Source organism: Jiangella alkaliphila (genome assembly GCF_900105925.1).
Taxonomy (GTDB): domain Bacteria; phylum Actinomycetota; class Actinomycetes; order Jiangellales; family Jiangellaceae; genus Jiangella; species Jiangella alkaliphila.
Window position 1 is genome coordinate 2,113,117 of record NZ_LT629791.1, and the last position, 22,363, is coordinate 2,135,479.

23 protein-coding genes and 1 tRNA gene are annotated in these 22,363 nt (G+C 71.5%); 13 read left to right on the forward strand and 11 right to left on the reverse strand.

Features of this window, described 5'->3' with window-relative positions; genetic code table 11:
* The first annotated feature begins 84 nt into the window (after nucleotides 1–84).
* Complete coding sequence (locus tag BLV05_RS09915) at nucleotides 85–4,434, forward strand: DUF4011 domain-containing protein (RefSeq protein WP_046772953.1); 4,350 nt, start codon at nucleotides 85–87, stop codon at nucleotides 4,432–4,434.
* 295 nt (nucleotides 4,435–4,729) lie between these two features.
* Here BLV05_RS09915 and BLV05_RS09920 read toward each other — a convergent pair whose 3' ends face one another.
* Nucleotides 4,730–5,185, reverse strand: coding sequence for a GbsR/MarR family transcriptional regulator (locus tag BLV05_RS09920; RefSeq protein WP_052763206.1), 456 nt, complete (start codon nucleotides 5,183–5,185; stop codon nucleotides 4,730–4,732).
* On the reverse strand, nucleotides 5,169–5,720 hold the full coding sequence (locus BLV05_RS37600; RefSeq protein WP_082155855.1) for a winged helix-turn-helix domain-containing protein: 552 nt from the start codon (nucleotides 5,718–5,720) through the stop codon (nucleotides 5,169–5,171). The genes BLV05_RS09920 and BLV05_RS37600 overlap by 17 nt, the downstream gene beginning before the upstream one ends.
* Before the next feature lie 182 nt (nucleotides 5,721–5,902).
* Between BLV05_RS37600 and BLV05_RS09930 the strand changes: the two genes are divergently transcribed.
* Complete coding sequence (locus BLV05_RS09930) at nucleotides 5,903–6,343, forward strand: CBS domain-containing protein (protein WP_152691138.1); 441 nt, start codon at nucleotides 5,903–5,905, stop codon at nucleotides 6,341–6,343.
* A 64-nt stretch (nucleotides 6,344–6,407) separates the two neighbouring features.
* Complete coding sequence (locus tag BLV05_RS36510) at nucleotides 6,408–6,545, forward strand: hypothetical protein (RefSeq protein WP_169790523.1); 138 nt, start codon at nucleotides 6,408–6,410, stop codon at nucleotides 6,543–6,545.
* A gap of 69 nt (nucleotides 6,546–6,614) precedes the next feature.
* On the opposite strand, the gene mscL is transcribed toward BLV05_RS36510, so the two are convergent.
* From mscL to BLV05_RS09955, 5 genes are all read right to left on the reverse strand, one after another.
* A complete protein-coding gene (gene mscL, locus BLV05_RS09935) occupies nucleotides 6,615–7,004 on the reverse strand; it encodes a large conductance mechanosensitive channel protein MscL (protein WP_046772952.1) in 390 nt (129 codons plus the stop codon).
* 74 nt (nucleotides 7,005–7,078) lie between these two features.
* Nucleotides 7,079–7,705, reverse strand: a complete 627-nt coding sequence (gene cpaB, locus BLV05_RS09940; protein WP_046772951.1) for a Flp pilus assembly protein CpaB — start codon at nucleotides 7,703–7,705, stop codon at nucleotides 7,079–7,081.
* A gap of 81 nt (nucleotides 7,706–7,786) precedes the next feature.
* Nucleotides 7,787–8,119, reverse strand: coding sequence for an FmdB family zinc ribbon protein (locus tag BLV05_RS09945; RefSeq protein WP_082155854.1), 333 nt, complete (start codon nucleotides 8,117–8,119; stop codon nucleotides 7,787–7,789).
* Nucleotides 8,120–8,262: 143 nt separating this feature from the next.
* On the reverse strand, nucleotides 8,263–8,832 hold the full coding sequence (locus tag BLV05_RS09950) for a hypothetical protein (protein WP_046772949.1): 570 nt from the start codon (nucleotides 8,830–8,832) through the stop codon (nucleotides 8,263–8,265).
* Nucleotides 8,829–9,416, reverse strand: a complete 588-nt coding sequence (locus BLV05_RS09955; protein WP_046772948.1) for a hypothetical protein — start codon at nucleotides 9,414–9,416, stop codon at nucleotides 8,829–8,831. Before BLV05_RS09955 ends, BLV05_RS09950 begins: the two co-directional genes overlap by 4 nt.
* Nucleotides 9,417–9,681: 265 nt before the next feature.
* Here BLV05_RS09955 and BLV05_RS09960 point away from each other — a divergent pair, with 265 nt between their 5' ends.
* Nucleotides 9,682–12,246 (forward strand): penicillin acylase family protein, encoded by a 2,565-nt coding sequence (locus BLV05_RS09960; protein WP_046772947.1) that lies wholly within the window; start codon nucleotides 9,682–9,684, stop codon nucleotides 12,244–12,246.
* 9 nt (nucleotides 12,247–12,255) lie between these two features.
* Here BLV05_RS09960 and BLV05_RS09965 read toward each other — a convergent pair whose 3' ends face one another.
* Nucleotides 12,256–12,852, reverse strand: a complete 597-nt coding sequence (locus BLV05_RS09965) for a 5-formyltetrahydrofolate cyclo-ligase (protein WP_046772946.1) — start codon at nucleotides 12,850–12,852, stop codon at nucleotides 12,256–12,258.
* 68 nt (nucleotides 12,853–12,920) lie between these two features.
* Between BLV05_RS09965 and galU the strand changes: the two genes are divergently transcribed.
* The 8 genes from galU to BLV05_RS10005 all read left to right on the forward strand — a co-directional run bounded on the left by galU (nucleotide 12,921) and on the right by BLV05_RS10005 (nucleotide 18,491).
* Nucleotides 12,921–13,853 (forward strand): UTP--glucose-1-phosphate uridylyltransferase GalU, encoded by a 933-nt coding sequence (gene galU / locus BLV05_RS09970; RefSeq protein WP_046772945.1) that lies wholly within the window; start codon nucleotides 12,921–12,923, stop codon nucleotides 13,851–13,853.
* Entirely contained in the window at nucleotides 13,854–15,080 is a 1,227-nt protein-coding gene (glp, locus tag BLV05_RS09975; RefSeq protein WP_046772944.1) for a molybdotransferase-like divisome protein Glp, read from the forward strand.
* Entirely contained in the window at nucleotides 15,077–15,550 is a 474-nt protein-coding gene (gene moaC / locus BLV05_RS09980; RefSeq protein WP_046772943.1) for a cyclic pyranopterin monophosphate synthase MoaC, read from the forward strand. Before glp ends, moaC begins: the two co-directional genes overlap by 4 nt.
* The gene (locus tag BLV05_RS09985) at nucleotides 15,547–16,038 is read left to right on the forward strand and encodes a MogA/MoaB family molybdenum cofactor biosynthesis protein (RefSeq protein ID WP_046772942.1); all 492 of its coding nucleotides are present in this window, start codon (nucleotides 15,547–15,549) and stop codon (nucleotides 16,036–16,038) included. Before moaC ends, BLV05_RS09985 begins: the two co-directional genes overlap by 4 nt.
* Nucleotides 16,035–16,652: a GNAT family N-acetyltransferase gene (locus tag BLV05_RS09990; protein ID WP_052763202.1), complete on the forward strand. Its 618-nt coding sequence runs from the start codon at nucleotides 16,035–16,037 to the stop codon at nucleotides 16,650–16,652. Before BLV05_RS09985 ends, BLV05_RS09990 begins: the two co-directional genes overlap by 4 nt.
* Nucleotides 16,653–16,800: 148 nt before the next feature.
* The gene (locus tag BLV05_RS09995; protein ID WP_046772941.1) at nucleotides 16,801–17,433 is read left to right on the forward strand and encodes a YceI family protein; all 633 of its coding nucleotides are present in this window, start codon (nucleotides 16,801–16,803) and stop codon (nucleotides 17,431–17,433) included.
* A gap of 94 nt (nucleotides 17,434–17,527) precedes the next feature.
* Complete coding sequence (sepX, locus tag BLV05_RS10000; protein ID WP_052763201.1) at nucleotides 17,528–18,367, forward strand: divisome protein SepX/GlpR; 840 nt, start codon at nucleotides 17,528–17,530, stop codon at nucleotides 18,365–18,367.
* A gap of 51 nt (nucleotides 18,368–18,418) precedes the next feature.
* Nucleotides 18,419–18,491: transfer RNA gene (locus tag BLV05_RS10005), tRNA-Ala, on the forward strand.
* Nucleotides 18,492–19,249: 758 nt separating this feature from the next.
* Here the strand turns inward: BLV05_RS10005 and BLV05_RS10010 are convergent.
* The gene (locus BLV05_RS10010) at nucleotides 19,250–20,479 is read right to left on the reverse strand and encodes an IS256 family transposase (RefSeq protein ID WP_083421479.1); all 1,230 of its coding nucleotides are present in this window, start codon (nucleotides 20,477–20,479) and stop codon (nucleotides 19,250–19,252) included.
* 124 nt (nucleotides 20,480–20,603) lie between these two features.
* Nucleotides 20,604–20,867 (reverse strand): hypothetical protein, encoded by a 264-nt coding sequence (locus BLV05_RS35705; RefSeq protein WP_152691156.1) that lies wholly within the window; start codon nucleotides 20,865–20,867, stop codon nucleotides 20,604–20,606.
* A gap of 12 nt (nucleotides 20,868–20,879) precedes the next feature.
* Between BLV05_RS35705 and BLV05_RS10015 the strand changes: the two genes are divergently transcribed.
* The gene (locus BLV05_RS10015; protein ID WP_152691155.1) at nucleotides 20,880–21,155 is read left to right on the forward strand and encodes a hypothetical protein; all 276 of its coding nucleotides are present in this window, start codon (nucleotides 20,880–20,882) and stop codon (nucleotides 21,153–21,155) included.
* A gap of 14 nt (nucleotides 21,156–21,169) precedes the next feature.
* On the opposite strand, the gene dndA is transcribed toward BLV05_RS10015, so the two are convergent.
* Nucleotides 21,170–22,363, reverse strand: coding sequence for a cysteine desulfurase DndA (gene dndA / locus BLV05_RS10020; protein WP_046773079.1), 1,194 nt, complete (start codon nucleotides 22,361–22,363; stop codon nucleotides 21,170–21,172).

Genomic DNA, 22,363 nt, shown 5'->3' on the forward strand with positions numbered 1-22,363 from the left:
TGCCTCCCCACGCGGGCGGGTTTCGGGAACTAACCTCCGAGGTGTGAGGCATCCGGTTCCCCTGCTCCCGATCACGTGAGCGCGATGCGCAGCGACGCCGTCGCCGGCCCCGTTCCGACCCGGGCGGAGCTGGTCGCTCACGCCGTCGAACGGTGGAGTGGCGAGCTCGCCGCGCTCGGCGGGCGCGACCCGCTGCTGTCCTATCGCGACCTCAAGGTCGGGACGCTCGACCTCGCGGCGGCCGAGCCGGAGGCGCGCAAGCTGCTGCTCGAGGGCGAACCGGTCCTGGTCTCCAAGCTGTTCCCGTACGAGCCGCTGCGGACGTCGGCGCTGCGGTCGGTGCGGGCCATCCGCGACAAGACCCGCGAACTGGCCGAAGATCGCGGCATCGCGGTCTGCTACCTCGCCGTCGGCATCGCGACCTGGGCGAACCCGTTCGCGGCGCGCCGGCCGACCGCGCCGGTCATGCTGCGCTCGGCGGTCGTCGAGGCGCGCGACCCGGCCGAGACCGACTTCGCCATCACCATCGCCGACGACCCCCTGGTCAACCCGGTCCTGCTGTGGGCGCTGGACTCCCAGCTCGGGCTGCGCTTCGCTACCGACGACCTGCGTGACCCGGCCGGCCGGATGCGGTACGCGACGGTGGTCGAGCGGCTGCGCGAGTTCGCCCCGCCGCACGTCGTCGACGGGTTCGCCATCGCGCACCGGGCGGTGCTCGCGACGTTCACCACGGTCCCGCTGGCGCTCACCCGCGACCTCGCCGCGCTCGGCGTCGACCTGCAGGCCAACGACGTCGTCGCCGCGCTGGCCGGCGACTCCGCCGCACTGTCCGCCGTCGCGCGCACCGGCGCGCCCGCCGAGCCGCGCTATCGCGTCTTCGACACCGACAGCGAGCAGGACGAAGTGGTCGCGGCCGCCGTCGGCGACGGTCACCTGCGGGTCGCCGCCGCACCCGGCACCGGCCGCACGCAGACCGTTGCGGCGCTGGTGTCCGAGCTGGTCGGACGGGGTCAGCGGGTGCTCGTCGTGGGCGAGAAGCGGGCCGTCCTCGACGACCTCGTCGCGCGGCTCGACTCCGTCGGCCTGCGCGATGTCGTGCTGGACGCGGGGCGCACGGCCCCCTCTGTCGCCGTCCAGCAGATCGCCGAGACCGCCCGCCGGCTGCGGCAGGCGCGGGCCGGCGAGTTCGAGCACATCACGCCCGGCACGGCCGCCACGCTGGCCGCGGACCTCGACGCCTATCGCGACGCGATCCACGCGATCCGCCAGCCGTGGGGGTCGACGGCGCACGAGGCGATGGTGCTGGTCGCGACGGCACAGGAGTTCGCCCGGACCCCCGCCCGGGTCGACCCCGACGTGCTCGGCCGGGCGGGCAGCACGGCGCACGTCCGGCTGCAGTTGCGCGACTTCGCCAACATCGAAGGCCTGACGCTGACCGAGACCGGCTCGCCGTGGTTCGGCTCCGACGTCCCCGACATCCGGGCCGCCGACGCGCTGCTCGGCACCGTCACCGAGCTGCGTGAACGGGCGCTGCCGCGGCTGAAGAACGCCGCCACCCGGGCCGCCGTCGAGGTCGGCCTGGCCGGGCCGGGCACCGTCGCGGAATGCCTCGAGACCGTCGAGCTGCTCGCGTCGGTCGGGCGGACCGTCGAGACGCTCGGCGCGCAGATCTGGGACGAGCCGCTCGACGAGCTGGCCGCCGCCACCGGCGACCGCGCCTACCGCACGTCGCACGACTCCGCGACCGGCTTCTTCGCCCGCCGCAAGCTGCGCAAACGGCTCGCCGACCTGACCGGCAAGGCCGGCCGCCAGCACCGTCCGCGGCAGCACGAGGGCCTGATCGCCGCGCGGCAGCAGCTGGCGACGTGGCGCGAGCGGTCCCGCGACGGCAAGCCGCCGCGCACCGGGCCGCACCTGGCCAACGCCGTCGACGCCGCGAAGGGCGTCCGGCACGCGCTGGCCACGCTGGCCGACGGCAACCCGCGCACCGCCGACCTCGAGCACCTGTCCTTCGCCGACGTCGCGAAGCGGCTGGACGAGCTGATCGCCGACAGCGGTCACCTGCGCTCGCTGCCGCGGCTGTACGAGCTGCAGGCGGAGCTGTCCGCGGCCGGGCTCGACGACCTGATCGCCGAGCTGCGGCGTCGCGGCATGGGCGCGGACCAGGTCGAGGCGGTCTTCGACTACGCGTGGTACTCCTCGCTGCTGGACCTGTGGCGCTCCACCGACCCCGCGCTCGGCCGGTTCGACCGGTACGCGCACGAGCGGCGGCTGGAGGAGTTCCGCGCCGCCGACATGGTCGAGGTGCGCTCCGCCGCCGGCCGGGTGCTCGAGGCGCGGCGGGCCCGGTTCGCCGCCGCCGCCGGGCAGCACGAGGGCCAGGCCGCCGTCCTCACGGAGTCGTCCGACAGCGCGCTGCCGGCCACGCCGCGCGCGCTGGTCGAAGAGGCGCCGGAGCTGGCTCTGGCGACGGTGCCGTGCTGGGTGACGTCGCCGCTGTCCGTCGCCGACCTGCTGCCGCCGCGGCCGCTGTTCGACGTGGTCGTCGTCGAGGACGCCGGCCGGCTCGCCGTCGCCGAGGCCGTCCCGGCGCTGGCCCGCGGCGCGCGCATCGTGCTCGTCGGCGACGACGACATCGCGCGGCCGCCGTTCACGACCGCCGTCGAGCCCGCGCCTGACCCCGACTCGCAGGAAGGCCCGTGGGCGCAGGACCCACCGCGCTCCGTCGTCGACCTGCTCCGTGACGCGCTGCCGGAACGGCTGCTCACCGGGCAGCACCGGGTGCGCGACGACCGCCTCGTCGGCTTCGCCGCCCGCACGACGCACGCCGCCCGGCTCACGACCGTCCCCGGCGTCGGCGGCGCGGACCGCGTCACCATGGAGCTCGTCGACTCCGACCCGATCGCCGACGACCCCGTCGACAGCTCGTCCGACGAGGTCAGCCGGGTCGTCGAGCTGATCCTCGACCACGTCCGCAAGCGCCCGCACGAGAGTCTCGGCGTCGTGACGCTCGGGCCGCGGCACGCCGAGCGGCTGGACGTCGCGCTGCGGCACGCGCTGATCCGCGCCCCCGAGGTCGCGCCCCACCTGCGCGGCGACCGCGCCGAACCGTTCTTCATCAAGGACGTCGAGCGGGTCTCCGGCGACGTGCGCGACGCGATCATCCTGACGCTGGGATACGGGCGGTCGGTCGACGGCCGCATCCTGTACCGGTTCGGGGCGCTGGGCCGTCCCGGCGGCGAGCGGCGGCTGAGCGCGGCGACGTTGTGCTCGCGCGAGCGGCTCACCGTCGTCGCGACCTTCGGCGCCGACGACCTCAGCCCGCGGCGGCTGACGACGCCCGGCGCGCAGGCGCTGGGGCAGTTCCTGGCGTACGTGCAGCAGGGTCCGCAGCCCGACTGGGTCGAGGGGGCGACGGCGGCGCCCGGCCGCTCCGGCGTGCTGGCCGAGACCGTTGCCGAACGCCTCCAGGAGGCCGGCGTCGAGGGCGAGATCGTGCTCGGCCACGGCGGGCCCGGCGGTGTCGCCGTCGCCGTCCGGCACCCCACGAGGCGGTCGCGGTTCGTGCTGGCGATCGACACCGACGGCGAGACCTACGCGGCCCGGCAGGGTGCGCGCGAGCGGGAGCGGCTGCGGCAGGAGCAGTTGACGCGGCTGGGCTGGGCGGTGCACCGCATCTGGTCGGCGGCGTGGGCGGCCGACCCGGATGCCGAGACTGAGCGGCTGCTGGCCGCCTACGAGCAGGCCGTCAAGGACGCCGACGCCTACGACTGGGCGGTCGCGGCGGCCGAGGCCGACATCGTCGCCGGGATGCCTGAGGACGAGCCGGTGCCCGCCCAGGGCGCGGTCGGCGCTCAGCGGCCGCCGGTCGGTCAGCGCTCGGTCGCCGGCCGAGGGTCGAAGGGCAAGGGCTCGCCGGGCTCGCAGGCGTCCGGCCAGGTCGAGCCACTGACCGCGGGCTCGTCGGCTGCTCAGGGGTCGGCAGCGTCCGGCAAGGCCGCGGCTGCGGGCTCGTCAACGGCGCAGGCCTCGGCCTCCGGCCAGGGGACGTCGCCGGCTGGGCAGGACCCGGCGTCCGGCCGTGCCGAGGCCGCGGAATCGGCGGCTGGCGCTCCGTCCAGCGACGACGCCGCTGCGGACGCCCCCACGGACGCCGGCTCGCCGCTCGTCGCGGCGGCTGACGAGGCGGAGCCCGAGCCGGAGCGTCAGGGCAACCGCCCGCTGATCGTCAGCGGGCGCTCGGTCAGCGACTACACCGGCCGCGAACTGGCCGCCCTGGCTCGCTGGACCGAGTCCGACGGCATCGCCCGTCGTGTGGACGACGTGGTCGCGATGCTCGCCACGGACCTCCACCTCGACACCACCGACGCCCGCACCTCCGACGTCCTCCGCCACGCCGTCCGGGTCGCACGCGCCGGTTCACCCGCCGCGTAGCTGCCTCTCATGATCATCAACCGTTGGCGACTCTATGGCGCCCGTTGCGGAATGGCGTGCGGTGCGTGCGTTGCCGAAGAATCTTCGGCAGCCGCCGTTCTCACCGCGACGCTCGATCGCCTTGGCTAGCCTGGTCGTCGCAGGAGGCCGGGCATATCGGGCGCTGTCGCGACGACCAGCCTTGCCAAGGCGGCGCCGAGCTGTCAGCGCGTAACGCGGGCAGGAAGATCTCCCGCTCCGGCGCGGCGACCGCCGAAGCGCAACAGGCTCTATGACGTCGCCAACGGTTTGATGATCATGAGGCGTGATCGCGGTGCCGGACGTGGTCGGCCCAGGCGGAGTCCATCCGCTGCAGGTGGCCGTCCAGCCAGACGAGCCGATCCTGCAACCGCGTGAGTCGCCGGCGCGGTCCGTCCTCGTCCGGGCCGAGGCCGGCCAGCAGTTCGGCGACGATCGCGGCCGACCGGAGCAGCTGCGCCCCGTCATGCACGACCGCGCCGTCGCCGAGATCGTCCGCCGCCCGGAACCAGTGCCGCCGCGACCCCGGCACCCGCAGCTCCCGGACGTCGCCGCGACCGGTCAGCTCGCGGATCGCCGTCGACACGGACCCGGCGCTGGCGCGCAGCTCCGCGGCCAGATCGGCGCTGGACAGCGGCTCGTCCGTCAGCATGAGGACGGCCAGCACCCGGGCGGCCACGCGGCTCCAGCCGGACCGGGCCAGGACGGCGGCCAGGTCATCCGCCGGCGTCATGAGGCGGCCGGTCCGTGGGGAAGAACCAGGTCAGCACCCGGACCGGACGGCTGCCGGCGGGCCGGTCCGGGGCGTGCGCGCGCTGGGAACGGGGGAGTATGTGCTCGTCCAGGAGCTGCAGGTAGGCCGCCTGGAACTCCGCGGCCTCCTCGGCCGTGAGCCAGGTCCAGCAGTCGCTCTCGAGGCTCGCCTCGGCCCAGGCCGGCGGTTCGTCGTGACGGCCGGCTCGCCAGGTGCGGATCGTCCAGGCCTGGCGATCCAACTGCACGTCGTGGACGGCGTCGAGGGCGCGCTCCAGTTCGGCCGTCATGCCCTCGATCCGGCGAGACTCGAGGACGAGTCGCCAGCGCCGGGTGCGCCCGGGGCCGGTGCCGGCCTCCTCGACGTAGCCGTACCGGGCCAGCTGCCGCAGATGCCACGAGCAGTTCGCCGGCGACTCGTTCAGGCGCGCGGACACCTCGGTCGCCGTCGCCGTCCCGAGCTCGGCCAGCAGGTCCAGCAGCGCCAGCCGCAGCGGATGCGCGAGCGCGCGCAGCTAGCCGTCGAAGGAATCCTTTCGCAAGAGTCCTTTCGAGGTAGCGGCCAAGCGCGACCCGGCCGCTGACCGCCGGATCCGGAAATCCGTCGCCGGGCTCACAGGAACGTGTTCTACGCTGGTGATCTTCCAGCAGAAGAGTCGTTCAGGGGGAGCCGAGAACAGTGCGCGTCGCCGAGATCATGACCAGTGCCACCATCACCGATTCCACGACGGGGACGCTGCGCAGCGCCGCCGAGCAGATGTGGAAGCAGCAGACCGGGTCGGTGGTCATCGTCGAGGGCGACACGATCGTCGGCATCGTCACCGAGCGCGACGTCATGCGGGCGGTCGGGCGGGGCGCCGATCCCGACGAGGCCTTGATCGCCGAGGTCATGACCCGCGACGTCGTCACCGCCGAGCCTGACACGCACGTGCGCGAGGCGGCGCGGCTGATGGCGCAGCACTGGATCCGGCACCTGCCGATCGTCGACGACGGCAAGCTGGCCGGCATCCTGAGCCAGCGCGACGTCATCGGCGTCTTCGCGGCGCTCTGGTACGAGACCGGCGTGCCGGAGATCGACGTCGACAACCTGGTCCGGCAGCGCCGACTGGCCCGCGTCGAGGCGGGCGACCTGGACTGACAGGCAGATCGAACGGCCGGCAGCGGCGCCGGCCCGGAGGTTTCGAGCGAGAGGAACGACGCGCATGAGCAGCGCATCCGGGTGGGAGGACGACCTCGAGGTCCTGCCCGACACCACCACCGACGAACGCCCCACCGGCTGGGGCGACGACGACGCCTCCAACGACGCGCGGCTGGTCGAGGAGCGCCCGCCGCACTGGTGAGCGCCGTGGTCGCCTGGTCGTCAGGGGCCGCCGCCGCGAGCGAGCGACGGAGCCCCTGACGATCGCTGGTCAGACGCGGTCGCGCAGTGCGTCGCGGATCTCGCGGAGCAGCAGGATCTCCTCGGCCGGCACGGCCTCTTCCTCGGACTCCGGTTCCCTGGCCTTCAGCTCGCGCAGCTTGTTGATCGGCGTGACGATGAAGAAGTAGACGGCCGCCGCGACGCAGAGGAAGTTGAACAGCGCGTCGAGGATCAGCCCGATCGAGAACTCGGCCTCGTTGATGGTGAACGTCATCACCCGGGAGAGATCGGGCTCGCCGAAGATCGCCGCGATCAGCGGGCTGACGAACCCCTCGACGAGCGCGTTGATGACCAACGTGAACGCCGCGCCGATGACCACCGCGACGGCGAGGTCGACGACGTTCCCTCTGCTGATGAAGTCTCTGAAACCCTTGAGCATCGGCTATCTCTTCTCCGTGCGAGGACGCTTGGCCGGGCACACCTTAGCCGCTCAAACGCCGTGATCAGGGGACATCACGACACACCGACGGTGAACGACAGCCGCGACGTGACGGCGGCGGCGGCCAGCCCGGCGGCCTGGTCGGGGCTCGCGGCGACGAGGACCAACGCGCCCTCGGCGAGCGCGGCGTCGGCCGCCGACGGCACCGCCAGCACCGGGACCTCAGAAGCGACGACGTCCGTTCGCGCAGCGCCGTCGAGCGCCGTCGCCAGCAGGTCGATCCGGTCGCCGGGACGCAGGTAGCCGGCCGCGCCCGCGTCGGCCACCCGCACCGGCGCCGCGACCACGTCGGGCCCCCAGCCCTCGAGCAGGCCGGGGCCGAGTAATCGCCGGTCGGTGATCGGCTCGCCGGCCCGGACGGGCGCCGCGAGCAGCGCTCCCGCGGCCTCGGCCCGCGGCACCACGCCGGCCGGGACCGCGTCGGGTGGCAACGCCGCGACCCTCACGTCGTCGTCGGTGAGGACGGCGCCGCCGGCGAGGTCGCGCGCGGCGACGACAACGTCGACGGTGGCCGGCGCGGCGGGTGACGCGGCCTGGATGGCGAACGCGACGGCGGCAGCCGCCAGCCCACCGGCGAGCAGCCGGCGATGCCAGCCGGCCGCGCGGATCAGGCGCTGGAGTGCGGAGCGGGGGTCGTCCATGCCGACGACGCTAAGTGCTCCGCAAGCCGCCGAGCGGGTTGTCCACAGGCCGACTTCGAGGAACCGCGGCCTGTGGACGGATCAGGCCGCGGGGGAGGAGGCCTTCGAGCCGGACGAGTCCTTCGAACCGGAGCTGGAGGAGTCCTTCGAGGTCTTCGCCGACGAGTCGCCGTTGCTCTTGCTGGACTCGCTCGACGACGAGTCCTTGCTGGCCGCCGGCGTGCTGGACGTCGTGGTGGAGCGGCTGTCGTTGCGGTAGAACCCCGAGCCCTTGAACACGACGCCGACGGCGGAGAACACCTTGCGCAGGCGGCCGCCGCACACGGGGCACTCGGTGAGCGCGTCGTCGCTGAACTTCTGCACGGCTTCCAAGGGCTCGCCGCAGTCAGTGCAGACGTATTGATAGGTGGGCACGCGTGAATCCTCCTGGTCACCGTCGAAGGTCGACGGCTCTTAGCACTCTCAACCCTCGACTGCCAAGAATAATGCCCGCTCAGCGCGGCGTTTGTCCACGCGGGCCCGCCGCGGCGGCCCCGCGCGAAGCCGGCCCGGCCACGTCACGGCTGGATCGTGTAGACCACGCCGACGACGCACGCCGCCCAGAGGATGCTGGCCAGGCTGCCGATGATGAAGCGCTCAGCCGCGACCGGCCGGCGCAGCGCCGGGTAACGGCCGATGCCCTTGATGCCCAGCACGACCGCGACCCCCTCCGGCCAGCCCGCCAGCAGCGTGATCGCGACGCCCAGCCGCTCCAGCGCTCCGATGGACGTGCCGCCGCGCAGGGTCTGCGGGTCGGACACGTGCGCGGACGCGTCGCCGGTGGTGTCGTCGTCATCGAGGACGCCCTCGTTGGGGTCGGCGACGAAGAGCAGCGCGGTCGCGACCAGGCTGCCGCCGGTGATCGCGGCGACGACGGCCGCGGCCCGCGCGACCGTCAGCAGCGCCTCGCCCGCGGGATCGCCGGCGAGCCCGAACACGGCCGCCGCGCCGACGAGCGTCACCGGGATCGCGGCGGCCAGCAGCCAGGTGCGCATGGTGGCCCGGGAGCGACCACGTTCGACGAGATACCAGGCGATGCCGCCGCCCACGCCCGCCACGGCGAGCAGGACTACCGCCACCACAGTCACGCGGCCTCCTGCAGCAGCCGCGCCACGACCGGCCGGGCGTCGCGTTCTTGCTGCCAGAGCGCGACGGTCAGCCGCTGCCCGACGGCCTGCCGGCTGACGCCCAGGATGTCGGCGGCCTCGGCGAACGTGTGCCCGGCCTCGACGAGGTCGATGGCGGCCCAGCCGGCGGTGCTGCGCCGCGCGATGACGGCCGCGATCAGCGTCAGGACGGCGTCGGCCTCACGCGCGCGCTCGGGGTGCGGCGCGGCGACGGCGACGTGCTGCGGCCGCAGTTTGGCGGCGTCGAGCGCCTCACGGGCGTAGACGAAGGCGGGACCGCGCGCCGACCGGGTGCTGCCGGGCAGTGGCTCTTCGACCGGCCCCGCGCCGATGCCGATGCGCCATGCGTCGATCCGCAGCAGGAGCCGCGCCGCGTCGACGACCGCGTCGGACTCGGCGAGCACGCCCTGGAACTCGTCGCCGGCGGTGCGCTCGAACGGCAGCAGCGGCTCGTGGACCAGCTGCTTCAAGGTGGACAGGGCATCCTCGACCAGGTCGCGGCTGCGGCGGCTGCCGCGCTGGTCGACGGTCAGGACGAAAGGCACTCTGCAAGGCTACGGCCTGGCGTCCACCCGTGCAAGCCTGAAACCTTGCGCAGTGCCAAGGAAAGGCCAGTGGATTGCCCGGCCCGTTCAGATGCTGGTCCACATGCTGGAGATGATCAGGTGACGAACCACCCGGCCGGAGGCGCCCTGATGTCACCTGATCGTTCCCACGAAAACGATCAGGTGACAGAGCGGAGATCGGACGTCCGGACGGAACGGGACTAGGGCAGTCGGGTGTCCTTGATCGGTCGCCTACGCTGTCCCGGTGACTCGTCGCCGCATCGCCGCAGGACTCGCCGTCCTGGCCGGTCTGGTCGTGCTGGCGCTCGTCGCTTCGGCCTCCGTCGGCGTCTGGTCCGTGCGCCGCGCCTACCCCGACTACGACGGCACCGCCGAGATCCCGCGCCTGACGGCCGGCGTCGAGGTGATCCGCGACGAGAACGGCATCCCGCACATCTACGCCGACACCCCCGAGGACCTGTTCCGGGCCCAGGCGTACGTGCACGCGCAGGACCGGTTCTGGCAGATGGACTTCCGCCGGCACGTCACGTCGGGCCGACTGTCGGAGCTGTTCGGCGAGGACCAGGTCGAGACCGACGCGTTCGTCCGGACCCTCGGCTGGACCGAGGTCGCACGGGCCGAACTGCCGCTGCTCAGCCCGGAGAGCCGCCGCTACTTCGACGCCTACGCCGACGGCGTCAACGCCTGGATGGATCAGACCGACGGCGGCGACCGCGGCCTCGCCTACACGCTGCTCGGCCTGACCGGCGGCGACGACGCGCCGAGCCGCTGGACGCCGGTCGACTCGCTGAGCTGGCTGAAGGCGATGGCGTGGGACCTGCGCGGCAACATGCAGGACGAGCTCAGCCGGTCGCTGATCGCGGCCAGTGGGCTGACGACGGACCAGGTCGAGCAGCTCTGGCCCGACTCGCCGGCCGACCTCACGCCGCCCATCGTCCCCGACGAGTACGTGTCGCCACGGCTGCCCGACGCGTTGACCGGGACGGACGGCGCTCAGGTGCCGCTGCCGCCGGCCGCGGCCGAGGCGATCCAGGCCGCCGCCGACGGCCTCGACGCCGCGCCGGTCACGTTCGGCGACGGTGACGGCGTCGGCTCGAACTCGTGGGTGGTCGCCGGCGACCACACCGAGTCGGGTGCGCCGCTGCTGGCCAACGACCCGCACCTGGCGCCGTCGATGCCGTCCATCTGGTACCAGGTCGGCTTGCACTGCCGCGACGTCGGCCCGGCCTGCCCGTTCGACGTCACCGGCTACTCGTTCGCCGGCCTGCCGGGCGTGATCATCGGCCACAACCAGGACGTCGCTTGGGGGTTCACCAACCTGAGCCCGGACGTCACCGACCTCTACGTCGAGCAGGTCCGCGGCAACTCCTACCGCGTCGGCGACGACTGGGTGCCGCTGGAGGTCCGCGAAGAGACCATCCGGGTGGCCGGCGGCGACGACGTCACCATCATGGTCCGCAGCACGCACCACGGCCCACTGCTGTCCGAACACGACGACGACCTCGAGGACCTCGGCGAGGAGGCCCAGGTCGAGGAGGAGCCGCCACCCGACGACGGGTACGAGGTCGCGCTGCGCTGGACGGCGCTCGACCCGGGCCGCACGGCGGACGCGATCTTCGCGCTGAACCGGGCCACCGACTGGGACACCTTCCGGGCCGCCGCGGCGCTGTTCGACGTCCCGTCGCAGAACCTCGTCTACGCCGACACCGAGGGCAACATCGGCTACCAGGCGCCCGGGCGCGTCCCCGTCCGGACGACGTACGACGGCCGCTACCCGGTCCCCGGCTGGACCGGCACCTACGAGTGGGCCGGCTACATCCCGTTCGCCAGCATGCCCAGCGTCCTCAACCCGGCCCAGGGGTACGTCGTCACGGCGAATCAGCCGGTCACCAGCGACCGCTACCCGTTCCTGCTCACCGGCGATTTCGACCCCGGGCACCGGGCCGGGCGCATCAACGACCTGCTGGCCGAGCGGATCGACAGCGCCGAGCCGTTGAACGTCGACGACATGGCGCAGATCCAGCTGGACGCGCACAGCGACGCCGCCGACATCCTGGTGCCGTATCTGCTGGAGCTGGACGCGCCCGACGGCTACTACGGTGACGGGCTGCGGCTGCTGCGCGGCTGGGACCGGTCGATGACGGCGGACTCCGCGGCGGCCGCGTACTTCAACGCCGTCTGGCGCAACCTGCTCGAGCTGACCTTCCACGACGAGCTGCCCGAGGACGAGTGGCCCGACGGCGGTGGCCGCTGGTTCGAGGTCGTGCGCAACCTGCTCGAGGACACCGACGACCCGTTCTGGGACGACGTCGACAGCGAGGGCGGTACCGAGTCGCGCGACATCATCCTGGTCGAGGCGGCCCGCGACGCCCGCGACGAGATGACGATGGAGCAGGGCAAGGACGCGTCGAAGTGGGAGTGGGGCCGGCTGCACGAGCTGGAGCTGACCGAGCAGACGTTCGGCACGTCCGGCATCGGGCTGGTCGAGTGGATGTTCAACCGCGGCCCGGTCGAGGTCGGCGGCGGCGGCTCGATCGTGCTGGCCAACGCCTGGGACGCCGCCGAGGGCTACGAGACGGTGTGGTCGCCGTCCATGCGGATGATCGCCGACCTCGGCGACCTCGACGCGTCGCGCTGGATCGACCTCACCGGCGTCAGCGGCCACCCGTTCCACGACCACTACTGGGACCAGACCGAGCTCTGGCGCGACGGCGAGACGCTGCCGATGCGCTCGGACGAGGACTCCGTCCGCGAGGCCGGCGAGCACACGTTCACGTTCCGGCCGCCGGAGCCGTCGGCGTCGCCGTAGCCGGCCGGCTCAGCGCAGCCGGTGCACCCCGCCCGGCGTCGCGGCGGCGTCGACGGGGACATCGTGCGGCTCGGTGGGGACGGGGATGTCCAGCACCTCGCCGTCGTGCAGCAGCACACAGGTGAACGACGGCGGTGACACCGCGAGCTGCCGGGCCAGCACGCGGTCGTAGGATCCGCCGCCCCGGCCCAGCCGGTGCCCGCGCCGGTCGACCGCCAGACCGGGCACCAGCAGCACCGTCGCCGCCGTCACCGCCGCCTGGCCGAGCCGGTCGCCGTCGGGCTCCAGCAGCCCGCGCGTGGCCGGCACCAGGTGCTGCGGTCCGGTGTAACGCGCCCAGTCCAGGTCGCCGCCGGGCAGCAGCACCGGCAGCAGCACGTCGACGCCGTCGTCGCTGAGCGCCTCGACCAGCGGGCCGGTGCCGGGCTCGCGGCCGACTGCGACATAGGCGGCGACGGTCGAGGCGGCGGCCACCTCGGGCAGCGCCCGGACGACGTCGCGCAACCCGCCCGCCGCGTGGGCGAGCGCCGTCGCGTCGAGCTCGCGGCGGCGGGCCTGGATGCGGTCCCGCAAGGCCCGCTTGGCCTCTCGCACAGTGGTCGGCATACCGCAAACGTACGGCCGACCGCACGTCGCCCTTCTGCCTGTCCGCCCGTCTTTGTAGGGTGACGCCCATGACTGCAGCGGGAACGGCACAGGACGGCGCGGTGACGAAGGTCGTCATCCCGGTCGCGGGCCTCGGCACGAGGTTCCTGCCGGCCACCAAGGCGACGCCGAAGGAGATGCTGCCGGTCGTCGACAAACCGGCCATCCAGTACGTCGTCGAAGAGGCGGTCGCGGCCGGGCTGTCCGACGTGCTGCTGGTCACCGGGCGCAACAAGGACGCCATCGAGAACCACTTCGACCGCGCCTGGGAGCTGGAGAAGGCGCTCGAGGCGAAGGGCGACCAGGAGCGGCTGCGACGGGTCATGAAGTCGCAGATCCTCGGTGACATCCACTACGTCCGCCAGGGCGACCCGCGCGGCCTCGGCCACGCCGTCCTCTGTGGCGCGCTGCACGTCGGCGACGAGCCGTTCGCCGTCATGCTCGGCGACGACCTCATCGACCCGCGCGACCCCCTGTTGCCGCACATGCTCGACGTCCAGAAGCGCTACGGCGGCAGCGTCATCGCGCTCATCGAGGTCCCGCCCGAGCTGGCCCACCTCTACGGCTGCGCGTCGGTCGAGCCGGCCGAGGACGACGTCATGCGGGTCACCGACCTCGTCGAGAAGCCCGAACCCGGCACCGCACCCAGCAACCTCGCCGTCATCGGCCGCTACGTGCTGAACCCGGCCGTCTTCGAGGTGCTGCGGCACACCGAGCCGGGCCGCGGCAACGAGATCCAGCTCACCGACGCGCTCAAGACGCTCGCCGGCATGCCTGCTGACCAGGGCGGCGGCGTGCACGCGGTCGTGTTCCGCGGCCGCCGCTACGACACCGGCGACCGCCTCGACTACCTGCGCACCATCGTCAGCCTGGCCAGCGAGCGCGACGACCTCGGCAAGGACTTCCGGGCCTTCCTGCGAGAGTTCGTTGCGCAGCTTCCGCCCGAGGTCGAGGATGACTGAGTGAAGCGTGTCGCTGACCATCTCTCGGACATCCTCGCTGCGGTCCGGCCGCTGAGCGAGCTGGACTTCCAGCTGCTCGACGCGCACGGCTGCGTCCTCACCGAGGACGTGATCGCGCCATGGTCTCTGCCGCAGTTCGACAACACCGCCATGGACGGCTACGCGGTCGTGGCCGATGACGTCGCCGCCGCGTCCGCGGACGAGCCGGTCGAGCTGCCCGTCGTCGTGGACATCCCGGCCGGCGACACCCGGCTCAACTCCATCGGGCCGGGGCTGGCCGCGCGCATCATGACCGGTGCGCCGATGCCGTCCGGCGCCGACGCCATTGTGCCGGTCGAGGACACCGACGGCGGCACCGCGCGGGTCCGCATCACCGTCCCGGCCAAGCCGGGCGCGCACATCAGGCGCACGGGCGGCGACGTCCAGGTGGGCGACGTCGTGCTGGGCGCCGGGACGTACCTCGGCGCCGCGCAGATCGGGCTGCTCGCCGCCGTCGGCCGCGACCGCATCGTCGTCCGGCCGCGGCCGCGCGTCGTCGTCATCTCCACCGGCAGCGAGCTGGTCGAGCCCGGATACCCGCTGACCACCGGGCAGATCTCCGACTCCAACTCGTTCACGCTGACCGCCGCCGCGCGCGAGGCCGGCGCCGTCGCCTACCGCGTCCCGCCCGTCCCCGACGACAAGGACCGGCTGCTCGGGCTGATCGAGGACCAGCTGATCCGCGCCGACATGGTCATCACCACCGGCGGCGTCAGTGCGGGCGCGTACGACATCGTCAAAGAGGTGCTCTCCGGCCTCGGCACAGTGAAGTTCGACAGCGTCGCCATGCAGCCGGGCAAACCGCAGGGCTTCGGCACCATCGGCGACGACCAGACGCCGATCTTCGCGCTCCCCGGCAACCCGGTCAGCGCGTTCGTCTCGTTCGAGGTGTTCGTGCGGCCGGCCATCCGCAAGATGCTCGGCTCGCCGCGGCTGCACCGGCCCAGCGTCAAGGCCGTGCTGCAAGAGCGGCTGCGCTCGCCCGAGGGCCGGCGGCAGTTCGCCCGGGCCCGCGTCCAAACGGCGCAGGACGGCTCGCACCAGGTGCGTCCCGTCGGCGCGCAGCACTCGCACCTCATGGGCGACCTCGCCTACGCCAACGCGCTGATCGTCGTGCCCGAGCACGTCACCGAGGTCGCGGCGGGCCAGGTCGTCGACACCGTCCTGCTCGAACGGCGGCGGGAATGAGCTCTGGCTTCACGCACCTGGACGACCAGGGTGCGGCGCGCATGGTGGACGTGTCGGCGAAGGACGTGACGGTCCGGACGGCGACGGCGTCGGGCCGCGTGCTGGTGTCTGCCCGGGTTGTGGCGGCGTTACGGGCCGGGGACGTGCCGAAGGGCGACGCGCTCGCCGTCGCGCGGCTGGCCGGCATCATGGGCGCGAAGAAGACGCCTGACCTCATTCCGCTGTGTCACCCGCTGGCGCTGCACGGGGTGGACGTGTCGTTGACGGTTCTCGATGACGCCGTGGGTGTGGTCGCTGTGGTGCGGACGGCCGACCGGACCGGCGTCGAGATGGAGGCGCTGACCGCCGTCGCGACCGCCGCGCTCACCGTCGTCGACATGGTGAAGTCGATCGACAAGGGCGCCGTCATCTCCGACGTCCGGCTCGAGGAGAAGACCGGGGGCAAGTCCGGAACCTGGCGGCGAGCATGAAAGCGCTGGTCGTGACGGTGTCGACGCGCGCGGCCACGGGGGTGTACGAGGACCGCGGCGGGCCGCTGATCGTGGCCGGGCTGGCCGCTCTGGGGTTCGACGTGGCCGACCCGACCGTCGTGCCCGACGGCGACGAGGTCGAGGCGGTGCTGCGATCCGCGGTCGCCGACGACTACGACGTCGTCGTCACCACCGGCGGCACGGGCCTCAGCCCCACCGACCACACGCCCGAGCAGACCCGTCGCGTCCTCGACGCCGAGGTGCCCGGGCTGGCGGAGGCGATCCGCGCCTACGGCGTGGCCGCCGGGGTGCCGACCGCCGCCCTGTCGCGCGGGGTGGCCGGCCGGGCGGGCCGCACGCTCATCGTCAACCTCCCGGGCTCGCCCGGCGGGGTGCGCGACGGTCTCGCCGTCCTCGCGCCGGTCCTCCCGCACGCGGTCGACCAGCTCCGCGGCGGCGACCATCCCCGTCCGGGAGGTGCGTCGTGAGGGCGCGGTCGACCCGGCTCGGCTGGCCGGTCGAGCTGCACGAAGGCCCCGTCGGGCTGCGGCCGCTGCACGCCCGCGACCTGCGCGTGTGGTCCGAGGTGCGGCAGCGCAGCGAGTCGTGGCTGCGGCCGTGGGAGGCGACGCCCCCGCCGCCGGCCGACCCGTACACCATGTCGTTCCGGCAGATGGTGCGCCTGCACGCCGCCCAGGGCCGCTCCGACGAGTCGCTGCCGTGGGCCGTCACGTACCACGGGCGGCTGGCCGGGCAGCTCAACGTCTCGAACATCATCTGGGGCTCGGCCCGCATGGGCACCGTCGGCTACTGGCTCGACGTCGACCTCGCCGGCCACGGCATCATGCCCACCGCCGTCGCGATGGCGGTCGACTACTGCTTCTTCGTGTGTGGGTTGCACCGGCTCGAGGTGAACATCCGGCCCGAGAATCGCGCCTCCCTCCGCGTCGTCGAGAAGCTCGGCTTCCGCGAGGAGGGGCTGCGGCCGAAGCTGCTGCACATCGACGGCGAATGGCGCGACCACCGCTCGTTCGCTCTCACCGCCGAGGACGTCCCCGAGGGCCTGCTGCGACGGTGGCGTTCGTCGCGTCTGGCGCCCTGACTTCTGTCGAGCTCGCGTCGCTGAGCTGCGGCGATGACCCTGAGCGACCGTTTGACGGTGTTCGTCACGGTCTGTGGTTGGTTGATTGTGCGACTATTGATGAGTACCGCAATGGGGCGGCGTCGAATCGATGCTTTCGGGGGATTGCATGAACGACTCTGCTGGTGTGCGGCTGTGGAACGGGGCGATGCTTCCGACGCCCGGCGTCTTCCAGATCGATCCCGCCCACACCACCGCCGGTTTCGTCGCCCGGCACCTCATGGTCACGCAGGTCCGTGGCCGGTTCGAGCAGGTCGAGGGCACCGTTCATATTGCCGACGACCCGCTGGACTCGTCCGCGAACGCCGTCATCGACACCGGCTCGATCACCACGGGCGCCGCCGAACGCGACGCTCACCTGCGCAGCGCCGACTTCCTGGACGTCGAGGCGTTCCCGCAGATGAGCTTCCTGTCCCGCGAGGTCCACGGTGGCGACTCCGGCCCCAAGTGGTCCGTCGTCAACGGCCAGATGGTCCGCCGTCGCCGCGGCGGCGCCGGCAAGTTCGTGTGTGTCGGCGATTTGACGATCCGCGGGGTGACGCGGCCGATCGAGCTGGATGTCTCGATCGACGGTGTCAAGGGCGACCCCTGGGGTGGCGAGCGGCTCGCCCTGTCCGCGACGGGTGAGATCGACCGCGAGGCGTATGGGATGACCTGGAACGTGGCGCTCGAGGCCGGCGGCTGGCTGGTGTCGCAGAAGGTGCAACTGGAGATCCGGGCACAAGCGATCAGGATGACCTGACGCCCCTCTCGTCACACCCGTCACGCCTGTTGCGGGCGACACACCGGGGCAGGGTCCAACGAGTGAGTTGCCTTGCACCGTAGCGTTTTGTGGCATGGGGTACAGCGGTCTCATCTATGCGGCGATCGTCGCAGCGTGGGCCGCTTTTCTCGTGCCCAAGTGGGTCCGCCGCAATGAAGAGGTCGAGCACGCTCGCGAAACCGACATGGAGCGCCGAGTGCGCGTCCTGTCGCGCCGCGCCGGCCCGCCGCAGGCTCCGCACGGCGTTGTAACGGTGCCCGCGACCTCAGGCGCGCCCGCTGTGTCGTCGCCCGCAGCCCGCCCCGCCGAGCCCGACGTCTTCGCCGTCGCCGCCCAGCGCCGCCGGCGCATGCTGAGCCTTCTCCTGGTCCTATTGATCGTGTCGGTGGCCCTGGTCGTCATGGGCCGAGCGCCCGCCTGGGCGCCCGCCGGCCCCGGAGTGCTGCTGTTCCTCTTCCTGTTCGTCGCCCGCCGCGCCGCTGTTCTCCAAGCCCGCCGCCGACGGGTCGAGGCTCGCCGCCGCGCCTCCTCGCGTCAGCGAGAGGCCCGTCAGGCCGCCGTCGTCTGGGCCTCGGACACAGAGTCGTCCGAGGCTGAGGAAGGGACACCCCGCCGCCTCGTCCTGCCGGATGAGCTCGTGGCCGAAGCGCCGGTTGAGGATCCCAACGCCTGGTCGCCCGTCTCGGTGCCGCTGCCGACCTATCTCACCAAGGCCAAGGCCACCCGCCCCGCGGCCCGGAAGATCGACCTCGGCCAGCCGGGCGCCTGGACCTCCGGCCGCCTCGACCCCGCCAGCTCCATCGAACTGCCCCGCCGTGACCCTGCGGAGCGCCCTGCCGCGTCGTCGGAACCTGTCGACGCCACGGACGCCGAGGACGTGGTCGAGGAGCGCCGCCGCGCCGTCGGCGACTAGCGACCGATTGGGTCGCGGGCCGGTCCGGATGGTAAAGTCGCGGGGGTTCCAGGGGCTGTGGCGCAGCTGGTAGCGCACCTCGTTCGCAACGAGGGGGTCAGGGGTTCGAGTCCCCTCAGCTCCACCCTCAGCTCCACTATGTGATGAGTCGGGACATCGTTCATGCGAGGCGAGAGCTCGGCCAGGGGCCGGGCTCTCGTTGCGTTTCGCGCCAAGAGCGCTTCCGCGGTTCGGGGAGCACGAGGCCGGCGGCGGTGATGATCCGTCGGATGGTCAAGATGGCTGGGGGCGGGTCGATGCCCTCGGCGACCAGGTGTCACGCGATGGGGGCCGCCCGCGGCGTCCAACGCCCTTCGATGATGAGCTTCTCGCGCAGCTCGAGGGTCCGGGCCTGCAGCGGCTCGGGGGCGTCCGTGGGCGTTGCGGGGCCGTCGCGACCGCGGCTCGAGCCCGTCCAGGATGTCAGCCGCCGCTGGAGATTGCGACGTTGGCCTCACCGAGGATGCCGATGATGCATGGTCGGGGTGGCCGAGTGCCGTAGGGGCGGTGGCAGTGCCGCCGCGCTTGGCACGTCTGCGTGTCCCGCCTGGCTCGCTGGAGGTCACGTGTCGCGCCGGGAATGCCCTGTTTGCGGTTCCCCAAGACGAACCAGGCAGCGACGCTAGCCGCGACTGCGGCGGCGGGTACTCGCCGATACATGGCGGTGCCACGCCGGTACCAAGCCCGTCGGTCGGTACGGCGACGCTGCCGACCCGACCGGGAAGCCGTCGAGCCGCTCGTCGTCACCTCCAGCGACGCCGACGTCGTCGTCTCCCGTACCGCCTGGGGCCTGTCAAGTTTTTCGTGTAAGACAGGGCAAACCTTTACCTTGATGTGACTTTTCTAGGTGAGTCTTCCGGGGAATTCCACGACCAGGAAGTTTAGTGCTTTCTTCCATCCATGGGTTCCGGTGCCTGATGCTCCTCCTCGTTTCCGGCTGATGTTACGGATCCCGAGAAAGAGCAGCTTCATGGCGGCGTCATCGTCGGGGAAGTGGCCGCGGGTCTTGGTGATCTTCCGTAGCTGGTAGTTGATTGATTCGATCAGGTTCGTCGTGTAGACGATTCGGCGTAGCTCGGCCGGGTAATCCAGGAACGGGATGAACTCGTTCCACGCATTCTTCCACACCTCGATCGCGCCGGGATACTGCTGCCCGAAATTCTGCTCGAATTCTTTCAACGCGATCTCGGCCGCCGCGACGCCGGGAGCGGTGTAGATGTGACGCATCGCCGTGGCGACCTTTTTCCGGTCGCCGTAGGAGATGAACCGCATCGTATTGCGGATCACGTGCACCACACAGGTTTGCACGGTGACCTTGTCGAACACGCTGCGCGCGGCGTCAGGCAGCCCGGTCAGCCCGTCGCAGCACAGGATGAGGACGTCGCGCAGGCCCCGGTTGCGCAGCTGCGTGAGCACGTGCGCCCAGAACTTCGCGCCCTCCTCCGCGGCGATCCAGATCCCCAGCACGTCCTTCAACCCGTCGACGTCGACGCCCACGACCAGGTGTGCGGACTTCAGCGTGACCGAGCCGCGGTCGCGGACCCGGATCCGGATGGCGTCGACGTAGACGATCGGGTAGACCTCGTCGACCGGCCGGTTCTGCCACAGTGTGATCTCGTCCACGACCACGTCGGTGATCTTGGAGATCAGCGCCGGCGACGTGTTGATGTCGTAGATCTCCTTCAGGTGCGCCTCGATCTCCCGGGTCGATAGCCCGCGCGCATACAACGACAGAATGATGTCCTCGATCGCGCCGACACGCCGGGAGTGTTTCGGCACGATCTGCGGGGCGAATGTCGAATTCCGGTCTCGTGGCACGGTCACGTTCACCGGGCCGGCCGTCGTCGCGACCGTCTTGGCCGAACGCCCATTCCGGGAGTTCCCCGATCCGCGCCCAGCCGGATCACCGGGCTCATAACCGAGATGATCGGTCATCTCGGTCTCCAACGCCCGCTCCAGAACTCTCGACGTCAACCGATTCAACAACCCATGAACACCATCAACCGGTGTCCCGGACGACTCGGCATCCGCCAACAGATTATCAATCGCCTCATCCGACAACACCGCCGCCAACCGACGAGCTGCCTCATCCGAGGAATCGACAACCTTCTCCTGCTCCGACACAAAGAATCCTCTCGCGGCCACGACGCAAACACGCCCGGACCAATCCTGGCCCACCCGGCCTTACACGAAAGATTCAACACGCCCACCGCCTGATCCAGGCCGTCGGTCCCGCATCGGCCACGAGGGTGTGCACCCACCGCCACGACACATTGAACCGGCGGTCCGCTTCTGCCTTGGTCAAGCCGTGCTCCAGGACGGACAGCGCGATGACCTTGATCTTCGACATGCCCGAACCGTCCGGCCCGCCAGGTCGGCGATGGCTGCGGCACGCAGGGCTATCAACGATGCCTCTGGCGCGCGACAACCAAACCTCGCCGAAATGGCCGACGGCACTCATGACCAGCGGGTCATGCTCGACGACGTGGCCGACGACACCATCGCTGTCCCGCGCGACTCCATGTACCAAGAGGGCAAGGGCACCTGGTACAACGGCACCCTCATCGTCAGCGACGGAGGCAAACTCGACGCCACCTTCGATTACGACAGTCGGCCCTTCGAGGGCATGGCGGGCGACCCGAGCAACGACGGCAGCGCTTCGCGCGAACACCTCCTTGAGGACCACCGCACACCCCCGCGATGTGGCGCACCTGCCTCAGTGGCATCCGGCACGTCAGGGTCTACCTGAACGCGGGTTCAGATCTACCGTGCCAAACGGCCCAACCGTCCGGCGACCTCAGCCCATGGCACCTCTGGCGTGAGGTGACTCCATGACACTCGGATGGCGCCGGCAATCTGAGCGTCGGGCAGATTCGCCGCTGCCAGCACATGGCTCGGATCGTAGCTCTGTGAGGTGCACGCCGACCCGTTGGAGATCGCGACGACGTCCTTGAGAGCGACGATCGCTGCCTCGGAGTCAACGCCGGGCACAGTGAAGTTCAGCGTGTGCGGCACCGCTCGCTCAAGGTCGCCGTTCATCACCACGCCAAGGGGCTCGAGGGCGCTCAGCGCCTCCTTCCGGATCGCCTCACATTGCCGCCGCCAATCCTCATGCTCGCGAATGGCGATGGACGATGCGAGCCCCAGCCCTGCGATGAGGGCGACAGGAAGCGTGCCAGGTCGAAGCCCTCGCTCTTGGCCGCCCCCGAACATGATCGGGCTGAGTGGCGGTCGGCTGTACCGCCGCCGGCGGGTGACGAGCGCGCCGATGCCTTTCGGGGCGAAGATCTTGTGTCCTGATGCGCTTAGCAAGTCGATGCGAATGTTCCGTAAGGGCTCGAGGACCTTGCCGAACGCCTGAGCGGCGTCGACGTGGAAGTAGGCATCGTGCTTAGCCAGCACCTGGGCGATCTCGTCAATCGGTTGGATGACGCCGGTCTCGTTGTTGACTGCCATCGCTGATACGAGCAGCGTGTCTGGCCGGAGCGCGCGTCGGATCTCGTCCGGATCTATCCAGCCGCCTGGTGTAGGCGGAACCAGCGTCACGTCGAAGCCGCCGTGCGCGAGCTGCTCTAGAGGTTCGAGGACAGCCTTGTGCTCGATCTGCGTGGAGATGATGTGCTTCCTGCCGGTCTCGCGACCATGCGCCTCAAGACCAAGTATCGAGATGTTGTTGCTCTCGGTCGCGCCGCTCGTAAAGATGATCTCGTCGGGCGCGGCAGCCACCGCAGCGGCGACTTCCTGCCGCGCTCGGTTCACCCGCTCCTTGGCTACTTGGCCGTAGCTATGGGTGCGACTGCCCGCATTGCCGAACTCGTGCTCCATGTACGTAAGAACTTCAGCCCGGATGCGCGGATCGACGGGCGTTGTCGCGTTGGAGTCGAGATAAACCGGCTGGTCAGAGCGGACCGCAGCGTCTGAGGACCCGACCTTGTCGGTGGGCGCGCCTACCGTCAT

Excerpts from the sequence above, each read along its gene's own strand:
- BLV05_RS09915 (WP_046772953.1), top strand. The coding sequence starts at position 85 with ATGCGCAGCGACGCCGTCGCCGGCCCCGTTCCGACCCGGGCGGAGCTG.
- BLV05_RS09920 (WP_052763206.1), bottom strand. The coding sequence starts at position 5,185 with ATGACGCCGGCGGATGACCTGGCCGCCGTCCTGGCCCGGTCCGGCTGG.
- BLV05_RS09930 (WP_152691138.1), top strand. The coding sequence starts at position 5,903 with ATGACCAGTGCCACCATCACCGATTCCACGACGGGGACGCTGCGCAGC.
- BLV05_RS36510 (WP_169790523.1), top strand. The coding sequence starts at position 6,408 with ATGAGCAGCGCATCCGGGTGGGAGGACGACCTCGAGGTCCTGCCCGAC.
- mscL (WP_046772952.1), bottom strand. The coding sequence starts at position 7,004 with ATGCTCAAGGGTTTCAGAGACTTCATCAGCAGAGGGAACGTCGTCGAC.
- cpaB (WP_046772951.1), bottom strand. The coding sequence starts at position 7,705 with ATGGACGACCCCCGCTCCGCACTCCAGCGCCTGATCCGCGCGGCCGGC.
- BLV05_RS09965 (WP_046772946.1), bottom strand. The coding sequence starts at position 12,852 with ATGCCGACCACTGTGCGAGAGGCCAAGCGGGCCTTGCGGGACCGCATC.
- galU (WP_046772945.1), top strand. The coding sequence starts at position 12,921 with ATGACTGCAGCGGGAACGGCACAGGACGGCGCGGTGACGAAGGTCGTC.
- moaC (WP_046772943.1), top strand. The coding sequence starts at position 15,077 with ATGAGCTCTGGCTTCACGCACCTGGACGACCAGGGTGCGGCGCGCATG.
- BLV05_RS09985 (WP_046772942.1), top strand. The coding sequence starts at position 15,547 with ATGAAAGCGCTGGTCGTGACGGTGTCGACGCGCGCGGCCACGGGGGTG.
- BLV05_RS09995 (WP_046772941.1), top strand. The coding sequence starts at position 16,801 with ATGAACGACTCTGCTGGTGTGCGGCTGTGGAACGGGGCGATGCTTCCG.
- sepX (WP_052763201.1), top strand. The coding sequence starts at position 17,528 with ATGGGGTACAGCGGTCTCATCTATGCGGCGATCGTCGCAGCGTGGGCC.
- BLV05_RS35705 (WP_152691156.1), bottom strand. The coding sequence starts at position 20,867 with ATGAGTGCCGTCGGCCATTTCGGCGAGGTTTGGTTGTCGCGCGCCAGA.
- BLV05_RS10015 (WP_152691155.1), top strand. The coding sequence starts at position 20,880 with ATGCTCGACGACGTGGCCGACGACACCATCGCTGTCCCGCGCGACTCC.
- dndA (WP_046773079.1), bottom strand. The coding sequence starts at position 22,363 with ATGACGGTAGGCGCGCCCACCGACAAGGTCGGGTCCTCAGACGCTGCG.